A 13,880-nucleotide genomic window follows, 5' to 3' on the forward strand; every position below is an offset into this window, starting at 1 on the left:
GAACATTGTTCAGTAACAAATAATCTAATAAAAAAAGTAGAAAATAAGAGCAGCACATATTTTAATGGGGGCGGCAGCCGTGCTCATTCTTATCCTTACGGTCATCGTGTTTAATTCAATTGTGATTTTTATACCTAAACGTCTATCGGGCATTGAATTTTTAACCACAACGATATTTGCCATGCTTTTACAGATGATGGTGGACGTATTCTTAGATTTAAAATATGACTTGTACGGTTATTTTGGAAAAGGTGTGGATTGGGAAACGTTAATCTATATCTTTGGAATATATCCAGCAATCAATATCGTCTTTCTAAATTTCTATCCTTATGAAAAAAAACTGATTTTCAAGTTTGGCTACATTTTAGCCTGGGGAGTATTGGCCATGGTTTATGAAACTATTTTTCAATGGACGGATACTTTTTATTTAAATGGTTGGAAGAGAGGGTATTCGGTCATCCTGTATCCTATACTCTATATCATGTTGATGTTCTTCCATAAGGTGACCCTTCACTATCTAAGCAGGTATAAGGAAGATTAATATGAAAAGGGGATGTATCTATGCACGTTGCAATTTCCATCCTGACCATCCTTGCTTCCCTTAAATGGGGGAATTGGAAAAACTGGAGGCAATACCATGCCAGCATGTATTTCATTGCTACCGGCGGTTTACTGTATGAATATATTGTAAAAGAAGATACCTTATGGAAGTTCCACCCTGATTTGCTTTATGGACTGGAAATGGTGGTCATTGTCTATGCTCTGATTACCATGCCGATAAGCGTCTTTCTTTTTCTTTCCCATTTTCCCGAAAAATGGAAACATAGATGTTTATATATATTAGTCTGGTCGGGAATATACATAGCGGTTGAGTGGATATTATTAATTTTTGAAAGGATATCTTATCAGAACGGTTGGAAATTTTGGTACTCTTTTTTGTTTGATTTGATGATGTTTTCGATTATCGCCATCCACCAGCACAGACCGATATTAGCGTATATTTTGTCGCTGCCGGTCATTCTCTTTTTAATCACATACTTTGATGTTCCGTTCAAGGTCATGAAATAATCTGGATTAATCATTTTCTTAACTTTCTTAAATGGTCTATACTTTGTATTACTAACTATTTTTTAATCAGCTGTAGTTAGGCATGGGCAAAAAAGGAATGTTGAGGTGATAATAATGAAAGTTACAATAACCAATGATGCCAATCAGCAACTTATAAATGAACTAGGAGCGAAGCCTGCTATAAGGCTTAATGAAGTCAGGACCACTGGTTGAGGTGCCACGTATATGTACGAACTTGCTCAGGTGGAGCAGGCGGAAAACGGCGAGGGTTTTACAACCGGTGAAGTTACAGTCCTAATTGACCCAGAGATCATTGGTCATCTGGATGGGGATATCGTGATTGACCATAATAAAAATTATGGATTTATTCTTAAAAATAATTTTGAAATCTTAACCTTTGGGATGAAATTAAATAAAAAATAGACAAAGATTGCATTAGGGTAAAATTTAAGAATAGGTTAAGGTTAAAGAGTTAATATATCAATATGAAATTTGCAAAACCTTTTCATGACCCCCTAAAATATATTTTTTCAGCCCTCGATGTTTTTGAGGGCTGTTTTTTCTATTCATTTGCGGTTCATTTGTCAACTGCTTTTTTCATTAAATAGCAGGATGGTTTATTATTAACTTACTATCATTCTTTGTTAAAATAAAGTAAGGGTCCAAAAGGAGAGATGGTTTTATGGCTAACACACACACCTTTAGCAAAGGCGAGGAAATTGCCAATTCGATTACTCATGGGATAGGTGTACTTCTTAGCATCGCAGCATTAGTATTGTTAATTGTTTTTTCCTCCTTATACGGTAATGCATGGCATATCGTTAGTTTCGCTCTATTCGGATTTACCATGCTCCTGATGTATACTTCATCCACGCTGTTGCATGCTTTCCCGGAAGGCAGCAGAGTCAAGAATCTATTTGAAATCTTTGACCATTCCTCCATCTATTTTTTCATCGCAGGCACATATACGCCCTATATGTTCGTGGCCGTTAAAGGCTGGATAGGCTGGACAATCTTTGGCATTGTATGGGGATTGGCCATTGGTGGTACTGTATTTAAGTCCTTCTTTGTCAAAAAGTTTTTGTTCACTTCCACCCTGTTGTACGTATTAATGGGCTGGTTAATTGTATTCACATGGAAACCACTGACAGCAGCCCTTGTTCATTCCGGTTTGGTGTATTTGATTATTGGTGGTCTTTTATATACTTTAGGTTCGGTTTTTTACGTTTGGAGAGGATTCAAGTTCCACCATGCTGTTTGGCATCTTTTCGTCATCGCCGGCAGCATTATGCACTTTTTCAGTGTCCTCACTCTTTTACATTGAGATCCTGCCTGATCGAAATGGCACTACAGCAGTAGTGCTTTTTTTATTGATCAGGCAGAATTGTGCACAATTTGCAGCACACTATAGGAAATACTATAATTTAAAAATAACGTCTAAGAGGAGAAGGGATGGCGCATGATGGAAAAACAGCTTCCGCCTGGTCAATTTGAGACAGAAAAATGGCCAATACTTCATAAAGGGGATGTTCCCAAATTTAATAGCGCTACATGGAATTTCAGGCTTTTTGGTGAGGTAAAAGAAGAAAAGTCTTTATCCTATAAAGAATTCATGAATCTGCCGAAAACCATTTCGACGGTTAACATGCATTGTGTGACCACTTGGTCGAAATTCGGTACCACATTTGAAGGAATCGCGCTAAAAGAGTTATTGAAATTTGTGGAATTGAATGAAGGTGTAAAATACATAAAAATTTACGGATACTATAACGGGGACAGATTTGGTTACTCTGCCAACCTGCCGCTCGAGCCTTTATTAGGGGACGATTCTTTGTTTGTGTACCGTTGGAAGGATCAAGACCACGAATGGCAGGATATTGACCCCAAACATGGTTACCCGCTGCGGTTCATTCCACCGGAAACATTTTATCTGTGGAAAGGATCCAAGTGGGTATCAGGGATTGAGTTTATGAAAGAAGATGATGCCGGTTTTTGGGAAGAACTTGGCTATTCGATGACGGCAAATCCATTTAAGGAAGAACGGTACCGCTAGTATCGATTTACCATGACACATGTGGTGATTCTTGAATGGCCCTGGATAAGTTAAGGAGGAATAGGGAATGAACGATATTACAGTGTATTCAACCAATACATGACCATATTGCACAATGATGAAACAATTCCTTGAGGCTCAAGGATTAACCTATAAAGAAGTAAATGTACAGACAGATCAAAAAGCTGCCATAAGGCTAGTTCGGGAAACCGGACAAATGGGCGTGCCGCAGACAAAGGTAAATGGCCATTGGGTCCTCGGCTTTGACCCTGAAACGTTGATGTCGTATGTGAATAAAGGATAAAAGGGGCTTACAGGCCTCTTTTTTTTATGCTTTTTGTGTGGTATATAACGTTCGTATTATTATAGTAAAATAGTATCAGAAAATGTATCATCAGATTGTTATTGGTTAAAACACGAACATTAATTTTAATTGACAATTAAATATTCGTGTTATATACTCATAAATGTGTTTTGGAAACAATGCTTCCAATCAAAGTACTGGAAATGAAATTAAAAAATGCATTAATGGTTCCTAAAAATAGGAAAATAATATACGTGGAAATAGCGGGCTGCAGTTGTCCGCCAATATGGATTTAGGAGAGTGGAAAAATGGATACTGTATTTGATTATGAAGATATTCAACTGATCCCTAACAAATCGATTGTGAATAGCCGTTCTGAGTGTGATACAACTGTTAAATTTGGCGGCTTTACTTTTAAATTGCCTGTTGTACCTGCGAACATGCAGACCATTATCGACGAGAAGCTCGCTGTTTATTTGGCGGAAAACAACTACTTTTACATTATGCATCGTTTTCAGCCGGAAAAACGGATTGATTTTGCTAAGGATATGAGGGCACGTGGCCTGTATGTTTCAATTAGTGTTGGGGTAAAGGAAGATGAATATCGCTTTATCGAACAATTGGCAGAAGAACAACTGACTCCTGAATTTATCACCATTGATATTGCCCATGGACATTCAAATGCCGTGATTAAGATGATTCAACATATTAAAAAACTCCTTCCAGAAAGCTTTGTGATTGCCGGAAACGTTGGAACTCCAGAAGCGGTTCGGGAATTGGAGAATGCCGGGGCGGATGCCACAAAAGTAGGTATTGGTCCTGGTAAAGTTTGTATCACTAAAATTAAGACAGGCTTCGGAACAGGCGGTTGGCAATTGGCGGCCCTTCGTTGGTGCGCAAAGGCAGCAAGCAAACCGATTATTGCGGATGGCGGCATCCGGACTCACGGTGACATCGCGAAATCTGTTCGATTTGGCGCGGCCATGGTGATGGTCGGTTCTTTATTTGCGGGACATGAGGAATCACCAGGGGAAACAATTGAAAAAGACGGAAAGTTGTTTAAAGAATATTTTGGTTCGGCCTCTGAATTCCAAAAGGGCGAAAGAAAAAATGTCGAAGGCAAGAAAATGTATGTTGAGTACAGAGGTTCCATTAAGGATACGTTAATTGAAATGGAACAAGACCTGCAATCTTCTATTTCTTATGCCGGCGGGAACAAGCTTTCCGCCATCCGAAACGTGGATTATGTGGTAGTGAAGAATTCCATCTTTAATGGTGATAGGATTTATTAATATGATTCGTAAAAGGGCCGCTCTGCTGTTGCGGTTCTTTTTTTTGTTATGGCGGTGGGATGGAGGATGGATTTTTCTAGTTAATCTACGGTATTGATCTCAAAGCCGATTACCGACTGAACTGGGGAAAAAGTGTGACGAAGGGTAGGTAAGCGGGGCGATTGGCGACCGAAGGAGGGAAGAAAGGAATGGAAGGGTAGGTAATGAAGGCGATTGGCGACCGAGGGAGGGAATGAAAGGATAGAAGAGGAGTTAATTAAAGCCGATTACCGACTGAACTGGGGAAGAAATGTGGCGAGGGGGAGGTAAGGGAGGGCTTGTGGTGGAAAGTGCCTAGTATAGCCTGCCAGCTATGAAGTTTTATCAAATTGGACCTCGATTCGATTTGCCGTAAATTACTTCAATCTTTTTTAAGTTAATCAATTCTTAAGAATCAGCGGTTAAAATGGGAACATCATTGGGAAGCCGACAGAGAGTCATGGCTCTTTCAGCTTGCGGGAGGTCTATCCATGAAACCACATGTTCTTCGGAAAAGCTTGTTTATCCCCCTGTTTATTATCATCTTTTTCGCTTGGTTATACATAACAGAACAAAATCAAACACTATCGGACATAGGCATCGACATCTTTTCAGGGATAGCCTATTTGGCGGCACTCGAGTGGATGATTCATGCCTATAAAAATATTAAAGGAAAACAGAGGTTTTTTTGGCTATTTTTTGCCCTTGGTATCTGCTTTTTGTTCGTGTCTAAAATCGCGTCTGGCTACCAGCAGTTTTCGGGAGGCAAAATGCCTCATTCCCTTTGGGAAGACATCCTGCGAATATCAGGATATCTTTGTTTCTTTGCGGGGTTTATATTTGAGATTAAAGTGATCAAAAGTACACTGCCTATGATCAGGTTTTTACTCAATATCATTATTGTGATTACGACTGTCTACAGTGTCAGCTGGTATTTTATTGTCCATCCAATCCTCGAGGGAAATAAAGACATCACCAATATCGGTTTCTATATCTCTTCTATTAATCATGTAGTCAATATCAGCTTATTATTCGCTAGTGTCTGCCTTATTTTCATGCTGAAACATCAGCAGCGAAAAATGAGTTTATATTTGATTGCCGCCGGCTTTTTTATTCAAGTCATCGGAGATTTTTTCTATATTAACCATGTGAAAAATGTAGGCAGCTGGCTATTCCTTTTATGGCCGGTATCCGCTTTGCTGATGGGCTTAGGGGCGGTATTAGCGGAAGAGAACCCATGGGATGCCCAAAAAGATGAAGAAAAGCTGGAGTATAAAAACTATTACCTGACAATTCTTAGTGCAGGTACACTTCTAGTATTTACATTCTGGAATCAAGAGAACAATGTACTGGAAAAAGGTCTTCATTTAACCGTGATCCTGCTGTTAGCCCAGCAAATGCTTACCACTTTTGAAAATAAAGCGATTTTTAAAAAGTTAAGACAGCTTGCCCAAACAGATGGCACCGACCGTTCAGATAAGCAAACCGATGATAACGAGATGGCCAAATTGCTAGGCAAGATTGAAAAATTGGCCCATTATGACCCGTTAACGGAGCTGCCGAACCGGAACTTGTTTCAAATCAGCATGGGACGGGAGTTGAAACGGGCAAAGGAAAAGGGAAAAAGGTTTTCATTGATGTACATTGATATGGACCGGTTCAAATATGTGAATGACAGCTTGGGACATGATAGTGGTGACCTATTGCTGCAGCATGTGGCAAAGCGGTTAAAGGATGCGGCAGGGCCCAATGCAGTCGTGGCCAGAATTGGCGGGGATGAATTCGCGATTATTTTAAAAGAATCAGAGACAAGCCAGTTAGAGCAGATTGCCAATCAAATTCTTAAACGGTTTGAACCAGCATTTAACATCAGTGGCAATGAGCTTTATACGACCCCGAGTATAGGTATTACGATTTATCCAGAGGGCGGACGGAATGCGGGCGACCTGCTAAAGAGTGCAGATGCCGCCATGTATCTGGCCAAGGAAGAGGGCAAAAATAAATATAAGTTTTTCAATCATCAATTAAATGAACAAATTTCTAAAAAAATGCAAGTGGAAAACGGATTACGCCGGGGGTTAGAGGATGACCATTTCAGCGTGTATTACCAGCCGCAAGTGGATTTACGTACGGAGAAAATTATCGGCTTTGAGGCATTAATCCGTTGGAGCGATCCGGAACTAGGCATGGTATCACCGGTGGACTTTATTCCTGTGGCAGAAGAAACCGGGCTGATTGAGCCGATTGGAAGATGGGTACTCAAAACGGCATGCCAGCAGTTGAAGGAATGGCAGCAAATGGGGATGGGGGAAGTGTCGATGTCGGTCAATGCTTCGATCCGGCAGTTCCAAAATCCAATCTTTATTGACGATGTCAAAATGATTCTCGCAGAAACCAAACTGGACCCGAAATACTTGAAGATTGAAATTACCGAATCGATTTTGCAAAACATGAGCAAAACCAGAAAAATGTTGGATGAATTAAGGGATTTGGGCATCCAGATTGCGATTGATGACTTTGGAACCGGCTACTCTTCGTTAAGTTATCTAAAGGACATGCCGGTGAACTGTTTAAAAATTGATAAGGCGTTTATTGATAAACTGTCCAACCATGATGGCGGGCCGATTGTCAAAACGATCATCGATATGGGACGCAATATGAACTTCACCGTGATTGCCGAAGGGGTGGAATCCCATGAACATGTTTCGTTCTTACGAAGCAATCAGTGTTTCGTCGGTCAGGGGTATTTATTCAGCAAGCCGCTGCCGGCTTCGGAGGTTAAGAATTTCCTATTTGAAACTGCGTCGAAAATCTCTTGAATTAAGGGCCACTCCGGTGGTCCTTTTTTATGTTAACTGGGTTGAGAGGTTAAGATTAGTGGCCTTTAATAAATAAACTTGTGATTTATGTAGGAACTTAGGGGAAATTTAAAAATACTTATTTTGTGTAATTGTGTGAGTTATTTAACCGGATAGGAGAAAGTTATGAAAAAGATAACCACTTATCTCAATCCCAAAAGGGTGCTTGTATTAGGATTTGCTATTGTCATTTTAATCGGGGCCCTACTTCTGACTCTGCCCATCGCGACTGAAGATGGAAATGGACTTTCGTTATTAAATGCTCTTTTTACTTCTACCTCCGCTACATGTGTGACAGGGCTTGTTGTGGTGGATACAGGAAACACATTCTCTCTTTTTGGGGAATTAGTAATTTTATCGCTCATCCAAATAGGCGGATTAGGATTTATGACATTTGCCACCATTTTATTTTTGTTACTAGGCAAGAAAATTTCCTTAAAACAAAGACTGATTCTAAAGGAAGCGTTTAACGACTTTTCTATTGGGGGTCTTGTAAAGTTCGTCAAAAGAATATTGATATTCACCGCTTTATTTGAAGTAGTCGGCGGTATTATTTTGTCCATTCGATTTGCTTATGATATGCCATTACGGAAAGCAATCTACTACGGATTTTTTCATTCCATATCTAATTTTAATAATGCTGGTTTTGATTTAATGGGTGAGTTTAGCAGTTTGACGGGTTATGTCGATGACCCAGTCGTGGTCATAACAATATGCGCACTCATCATATTGGGCGGTTTGGGATTCATGGTCGTAAATGAGCTTTATGAATACCGTCATACCCATCGTTTATCTTTTCATTCAAAGATTGTACTGATGGCCACCGCTATTCTTCTCGTTTTGGGGACCTTTTTCATCTTTATTTTCGAGTATGGAAATCAGAAAACCTTAGTCCCATTAACGGGAACAGGAAAGGTATTAGGCTCTTTGTATCAATCCGTGACATCAAGGACAGCAGGCTCTAATACGTTGCCGATTGGTGATCTGACACATCCCACATTGTTCCTGATGATTTTTCTGATGTTTATCGGGGCAGGGCCAGGTTCCACAGCAGGGGGAATCAAAGTGACGACGGTGTCCGTCTTAGCCGCCAGCATCTGGTCCCAAATGAAAGGGAAAGAGGAGATTGTTTTATTCAAACGCAAGATTTTGTTTGAAACCATCCTAAAAGCCATGACGGTAGCAACATTTGGAATCATCATTGTCATAGTTTTGACCATGGTGCTGAGTATTACAGAACCGGGTCATGACTTTATCATGTACCTTTTTGAGGCAGCTTCTGCCTTTGGAACAGTAGGACTGTCAATGGGTCTAACCCCCGAATTATCTCCTGTTGGGCGGGTTTTGATCATTTTTACTATGTTTGCCGGAAGATTGGGGCCTTTGACAATGGCTTTCGCCATGACAAAAAAACGCAATAAGGATGCGGTAGGTTATCCAAAAGGAAAAATCATGATCGGTTGAATAAACGATAGCAGGGAGCGAAAGACAATGGCAAAAACTCAGTATGCAGTAATTGGTCTAGGAAGGTTTGGAACAAGTGTTGCCCGGCAATTGAATGAGGCTGGTCAGGAAGTATTGGGAATTGATTTGAATGAAGAAAAGGTAGAGGATGCGGAGTTGTTTGTCACTCATGCGGCGGTGGCAGATTCGACGGAACAAAAGGCATTGGCTTCGTTAGGCATTACCAATTTTGACTGTGTTATTGTCGCCATAGGCGATGATATGCAATCCAGTATCTTAACTGTTATGCTGCTCAAAGAAATGGGCGTTAAAAAAGTGATTGCCAAGGCGATAGGAAAACGGCATGGTCAGGTGCTAGAAAAAGTCGGTGCGGATTGGATTATTTATCCCGAAAGAGACATGGGTGAACGTGTGGCAAATCAGCTTCTCTCACCTAATATGCTGGATTATATCAAACTGTCGAAAGAATATAACATAGAAGAATTAAACATCCCTTCGAGCATGGCTGAAAAGAGTTTGCGGGAGCTTGACATCCGTGCTAAGTATAACGTCAGTGTCATCGCCCTTGTTCGAAATGGTAACATCATTGTCCCGCCATCTCCGGATGAAACGATTCATTCCACGGATGTATTAGTCATGATTGGTAACAAAGATGACTTGTCCAGGTTTTCAAGTTTGAAATAGCCCATAACACAGGTTGCAGGATAAGACCTGATTTTAAATGCTGAGGAATCCAATAATCACGATATTACATGCTGTTTCGCATTGCAAGCCGCTTTGTGATACAATCTGTCTAGTTATTACGGAGTAAAGGAAGAAGAGAATGAGCAGAACATTGCCGGTGAACAAAAATGATTACATAGATGTGGTATTTGAAGATTTGACCCATGATGGGGCGGGGGTTGCCAAGGTAGACGGCTATCCGTTGTTCGTCGCGGGCGGGCTCCCTGGTGAACGGGCCAATATCAAGGTCATTAAGGTGAATAAAAGCTACGGAATCGGCCGGTTAATCGAGATTCAGGAGAAAAGTCCTTATCGGGTCGATATTCCGAGCAGCGAGCGGAACAAATATGGAGGATGCCAACTGGAGCACATCAGTTATGAGGGGCAGCTGAAATATAAGGAGAACCAAGTGCGTCAGGTGTTGACAAGGATTGGAAAGCTGGAGGATGTGGTGGTCCATCCGATTATCGGTATGAATAACCCTTGGTATTACCGGAATAAGGCGCAGGTGCCGGTCGGTGAAAAAGACGGCAAACTGATAGCCGGATTTTTTAAGCCGCGGAGCCATGAAATTGTCGATACGGATGAGAGCTTGATCCAGCTGCAGGAAGTCAATGAAGCGGTACAAACGGTAAAGGAAATTTGCAACGAGTTGAAAATTCCTGCTTATGATGAGGAGTCCCATAAAGGGGTTCTGCGCCATATTATGGCCCGGTACGGAAAGCAGACCGGTGAATTGATGGTGGTGCTGATTACAAGAACAGCGGATTTGCCACATCGAAAAGAGTTGGTTGACCAAATCGTTGAGCGGCTGCCTAAGGTGAAAGCAATTGTCCATAACGTAAATTCCAAACGGACGAATGTGATTCTCGGTGAAAAAACAACGGTGCTTTGGGGAAATGAGGTCATCTATGACTATATCGGAGACGTGAAGTTTGCCATTTCCGCGCTGTCGTTTTACCAGGTGAATCCGGTCCAGACCAAGGTACTATATGACAAGGCACTGGAATATGCGGAGTTGACAGGTGATGAAAGTGTCATTGATGCTTATTGCGGCATCGGGACCATCTCGTTGTTTTTGGCTCAAAAGGCCAAGAAGGTTTTTGGGGTGGAAGTGGTGCCGGAGGCGATTGAGGATGCTCGCCGGAATGCGGAGCTGAACGGGATGGACAATGTCGAGTTTGCCGCTGGGGAAGCCGAGGTTGTGATTCCAAGATGGTATAAGGAAGGGAATACAGCCGATGTGTTGGTGGTCGATCCGCCGCGCAAGGGCTGTGATGAGGCTCTGCTCAAGACAATCATTGACATGAAGCCGAAAAAGGTGGTTTATGTCTCCTGTAATCCGGCAACATTGGCTCGTGATCTTCGGATTTTAGAGGATGGGGGATATAAGACGCTGGAAGTGCAGCCGGTGGATATGTTTCCGCATACGACTCATGTAGAGTGTGTGGCGCAGCTCATACTAAAAGAAGGCAACTAACCCATTAACCTGTACCCTATAGAGTGGACACTTAAAAAAGGTCTGCCCTATAGGGTACTTTTGTATATATTGAGTAAAAAATGTATCTCTCAATCCTTTGTACAGAAAGAGTTTCAATTGAAACAATATAGGGCACGCTAAAGTCATGGTTTTGATTATTCATGGTGCTTTATAGCCAGCTTCTGATCCTTTGAGCCGATAAAAAGCGGTAAGAGGATATTGGGACAATCAATTTAGTCTTCCCTTAAAAAGTCGGTACCTAATGCTGCAATAGGTAGTATCCATTTGGAGAAGGAAGATTTTAAACTATATCATAATGGGAACACCTCTGATTAAAAGAAGAATTAGGAGGAGGGAAAGGTAATGAGTGATGTAAAATTAAGGCCATTAGAAAGAGAAGACTTAGGCTTTGTCCATAAATTAAATATTAATGCCAACATCATGTCCTATTGGTTTGAGGAGCCATATGAGTCATTTGTTGAATTGCAGGATTTATATGATAAACATATTCATGATCAGGGTGAAAGAAGATTCATTGTACAAAAAGGTACTGAAATGGTAGGGTTGGTTGAATTAGTTGAAATTGATTATATTCATCGTCGGGCTGAATTCCAAATTATTATTAATCCGAATCATCAAGGACATGGATATGCGAAGGCTGCAACCTATCTCGCAATGGACTATGCGTTCTCTGTATTAAATATGTATAAATTATATTTAATCGTTGATAAGACTAACGAAAGAGCGATTCATATTTATAAGAAACTCGGTTTTCAGTTTGAAGGAGAATTAATCGATGAGTTTTTTGTTGACGGTGAATATCATAATGCAATAAGGATGTGTATGTTTCAACGTCAATATTTTAGTAAGGATTCTTGAAATAAGACCGTGAACTTGTTAAGGGACTCTTTTGTGGATCTCGGCCCTTTATTTTATTTATGGAATATGGATTGCAATCGTGTCCATAGTCTTGCTTCCATTTCCAAAATTCCACTAATGCATACATAATGAGGTATTTATTTAGTATTGTTTTGTTAGATCCAACGCATTATAATCAATTTACATGCATTTTTATACTACAACTAAGAAGACCACATAAGGAAGTTATGAATAATGAGTTTATCTGAAAAAGAAATAGAAATGGTTCAACAATTACCTCAAAAAGACAAAATGTTAAAGCGAACACTGAAAACTCGCCATTTGACGATGATTTCGCTCGGTGGGGCAATCGGAACGGGATTGTTCCTTGGGAGCGGTGCATCTATTTCCCAAGGTGGACCGGGAGGCGCATTGCTCGCTTATTTGATTATTGGAGTAATGGTGTACTTTGTTATGACAAGTTTAGGAGAACTGGCTGCCTTTATGCCGACAAGCGGTGCGTTCAGCACGTACGGGAGTAAATTTATTGACCCGGCATTTGGTTTTGCACTGGGATGGACCTATTGGTATAGCTGGGCCATCACCCTTGCCGTAGAGTTAACCGCCTCATCCATGGTGATGCGATTTTGGTTTCCACATACCCCATCTTTCCTGTGGAGTTTTTTATTTTTAGCGTTAATTTTTCTACTAAATTATTTATCGGTTAAAGGGTATGGTGAAGGGGAATATTGGTTTTCCATTATTAAAGTCGCAGCGGTTATTATTTTTATAGTGATCGGACTGCTAATGATTGTTGGAATTATGGGTGGACAGACAATTGGTTTCAAAAACTTTACCGTGGGAAAGGCCCCTTTTAGTGGGGGATTGCTGGGTACTTTCGCGATTTTCCTTACAGCCGGCTTTTCTTTTCAAGGGACGGAAATTGTGGGAGTTGCTGCTGGAGAAAGTGAAAACCCGGCTAAAACGGTCCCTAAGGCGATTAACAGTATTTTCTGGAGAATTCTTATCTTTTACGTCTTGGCGATCTTTGTTGTAGGACTAATCATCCCCTACAATAATCCTAACTTACTTAGTGATGATATTATGGTAAGTCCCTTCACGCTTGTCTTCAAAAAGGCCGGCATTGCCTTTGCAGCTGCACTCATGAATGCTGTTATTCTAACAGCCATTTTGTCTGCAGGTAATTCAAGTCTATATGCTTGTACCCGAATGTTATATGCGATGGCAAAAGAAGGACAAGCGCCGCGAATTTTTGCCAAACTTAATAAGCGCGGTGTCCCTGTTGCAGCCATGATTGTCACAACCATTATTGGTATGCTTACGTTTCTCTCTTCTATCTTTGGTAATGGCATGGTATATGTATGGTTAATGAATGCAGCCAGCATTACAGGTTTTATTTTCTGGCTTGGAATTTCGGCTAGTCACTACCGATTCCGGAAAGCCTATTTGGCTCAAGGGTATTCGCTTGAGAGACTCCCTTACCGAGCAAAATGGTATCCATTTGGACCCATCTTTGCGCTTGCCGTTGGTTTGCTTGTGACATTTGGGCAAGACTATCAGGCGTTTTTCTCCGCCAAAATTGATTGGGGAAATGTGATTGCCGCCTATCTTGGTATTCCTTTATTCCTTTGTTTGTGGTTTGGCTATAAATTTATAAAGAAGACAAAAGTCGTCAAACTGGAAGAATGTGAATTTGATTTTGAATATGCGAATCAACATGATTAATGATAAGGCCCACAGC

Annotated in this window: 13 protein-coding genes; all 13 read left to right on the top strand. The window is 40.9% G+C overall.

Annotated elements, in window-relative coordinates; translation table 11 throughout:
* The first annotated feature begins 79 nt into the window (after window positions 1-79).
* The 13 genes from ACY8D0_RS23135 to ACY8D0_RS23195 all read left to right on the top strand — a co-directional run bounded on the left by ACY8D0_RS23135 (window position 80) and on the right by ACY8D0_RS23195 (window position 13,864).
* The gene (locus tag ACY8D0_RS23135; RefSeq protein WP_462412806.1) at window positions 80-541 is read left to right on the top strand and encodes a CBO0543 family protein; all 462 of its coding nucleotides are present in this window, start codon (window positions 80-82) and stop codon (window positions 539-541) included.
* A 20-nt stretch (window positions 542-561) separates the two neighbouring features.
* Window positions 562-1,068, top strand: a complete 507-nt coding sequence (locus ACY8D0_RS23140) for a CBO0543 family protein (protein WP_462412807.1) — start codon at window positions 562-564, stop codon at window positions 1,066-1,068.
* A gap of 225 nt (window positions 1,069-1,293) precedes the next feature.
* The gene (locus ACY8D0_RS23145) at window positions 1,294-1,491 is read left to right on the top strand and encodes a hypothetical protein (RefSeq protein ID WP_462412808.1); all 198 of its coding nucleotides are present in this window, start codon (window positions 1,294-1,296) and stop codon (window positions 1,489-1,491) included.
* Between the two features lie 259 nt (window positions 1,492-1,750).
* Entirely contained in the window at window positions 1,751-2,392 is a 642-nt protein-coding gene (trhA, locus tag ACY8D0_RS23150; protein ID WP_462412809.1) for a PAQR family membrane homeostasis protein TrhA, read from the top strand.
* Window positions 2,393-2,530: 138 nt separating this feature from the next.
* Window positions 2,531-3,121 (top strand): molybdopterin-dependent oxidoreductase, encoded by a 591-nt coding sequence (locus tag ACY8D0_RS23155; RefSeq protein ID WP_462413157.1) that lies wholly within the window; start codon window positions 2,531-2,533, stop codon window positions 3,119-3,121.
* A 115-nt stretch (window positions 3,122-3,236) separates the two neighbouring features.
* Window positions 3,237-3,425, top strand: a complete 189-nt coding sequence (locus ACY8D0_RS23160) for a glutaredoxin family protein (protein ID WP_462412810.1) — start codon at window positions 3,237-3,239, stop codon at window positions 3,423-3,425.
* 308 nt (window positions 3,426-3,733) lie between these two features.
* Window positions 3,734-4,717 (top strand): GMP reductase, encoded by a 984-nt coding sequence (gene guaC / locus ACY8D0_RS23165; protein ID WP_462412811.1) that lies wholly within the window; start codon window positions 3,734-3,736, stop codon window positions 4,715-4,717.
* 509 nt (window positions 4,718-5,226) lie between these two features.
* A complete protein-coding gene (locus ACY8D0_RS23170) occupies window positions 5,227-7,554 on the top strand; it encodes a putative bifunctional diguanylate cyclase/phosphodiesterase (RefSeq protein ID WP_462412812.1) in 2,328 nt (775 codons plus the stop codon).
* Between the two features lie 165 nt (window positions 7,555-7,719).
* Window positions 7,720-9,057, top strand: coding sequence for a TrkH family potassium uptake protein (locus tag ACY8D0_RS23175; protein WP_462412813.1), 1,338 nt, complete (start codon window positions 7,720-7,722; stop codon window positions 9,055-9,057).
* Window positions 9,058-9,084: 27 nt separating this feature from the next.
* Window positions 9,085-9,741, top strand: coding sequence for a potassium channel family protein (locus tag ACY8D0_RS23180; protein WP_462412814.1), 657 nt, complete (start codon window positions 9,085-9,087; stop codon window positions 9,739-9,741).
* Window positions 9,742-9,880: 139 nt separating this feature from the next.
* Window positions 9,881-11,260, top strand: a complete 1,380-nt coding sequence (gene rlmD, locus ACY8D0_RS23185) for a 23S rRNA (uracil(1939)-C(5))-methyltransferase RlmD (RefSeq protein ID WP_462412815.1) — start codon at window positions 9,881-9,883, stop codon at window positions 11,258-11,260.
* 363 nt (window positions 11,261-11,623) lie between these two features.
* On the top strand, window positions 11,624-12,139 hold the full coding sequence (gene speG, locus ACY8D0_RS23190) for a spermidine N1-acetyltransferase (RefSeq protein ID WP_462412816.1): 516 nt from the start codon (window positions 11,624-11,626) through the stop codon (window positions 12,137-12,139).
* A 234-nt stretch (window positions 12,140-12,373) separates the two neighbouring features.
* Complete coding sequence (locus ACY8D0_RS23195) at window positions 12,374-13,864, top strand: amino acid permease (RefSeq protein ID WP_462412817.1); 1,491 nt, start codon at window positions 12,374-12,376, stop codon at window positions 13,862-13,864.
* Window positions 13,865-13,880 lie beyond the last annotated feature (16 nt).

The organism is Neobacillus camarae, from assembly GCF_054950115.1.

Coding starts and splice junctions, on each gene's coding strand:
- ACY8D0_RS23140 (WP_462412807.1), top strand. CDS start 562: ATGCACGTTGCAATTTCCATCCTGACCATCCTTGCTTCCCTTAAATGG.
- ACY8D0_RS23145 (WP_462412808.1), top strand. CDS start 1,294: ATGTACGAACTTGCTCAGGTGGAGCAGGCGGAAAACGGCGAGGGTTTT.
- trhA (WP_462412809.1), top strand. CDS start 1,751: ATGGCTAACACACACACCTTTAGCAAAGGCGAGGAAATTGCCAATTCG.
- ACY8D0_RS23155 (WP_462413157.1), top strand. CDS start 2,531: ATGGAAAAACAGCTTCCGCCTGGTCAATTTGAGACAGAAAAATGGCCA.
- ACY8D0_RS23160 (WP_462412810.1), top strand. CDS start 3,237: ATGATGAAACAATTCCTTGAGGCTCAAGGATTAACCTATAAAGAAGTA.
- guaC (WP_462412811.1), top strand. CDS start 3,734: ATGGATACTGTATTTGATTATGAAGATATTCAACTGATCCCTAACAAA.
- ACY8D0_RS23170 (WP_462412812.1), top strand. CDS start 5,227: ATGAAACCACATGTTCTTCGGAAAAGCTTGTTTATCCCCCTGTTTATT.
- ACY8D0_RS23175 (WP_462412813.1), top strand. CDS start 7,720: ATGAAAAAGATAACCACTTATCTCAATCCCAAAAGGGTGCTTGTATTA.
- ACY8D0_RS23180 (WP_462412814.1), top strand. CDS start 9,085: ATGGCAAAAACTCAGTATGCAGTAATTGGTCTAGGAAGGTTTGGAACA.
- rlmD (WP_462412815.1), top strand. CDS start 9,881: ATGAGCAGAACATTGCCGGTGAACAAAAATGATTACATAGATGTGGTA.
- speG (WP_462412816.1), top strand. CDS start 11,624: ATGAGTGATGTAAAATTAAGGCCATTAGAAAGAGAAGACTTAGGCTTT.
- ACY8D0_RS23195 (WP_462412817.1), top strand. CDS start 12,374: ATGAGTTTATCTGAAAAAGAAATAGAAATGGTTCAACAATTACCTCAA.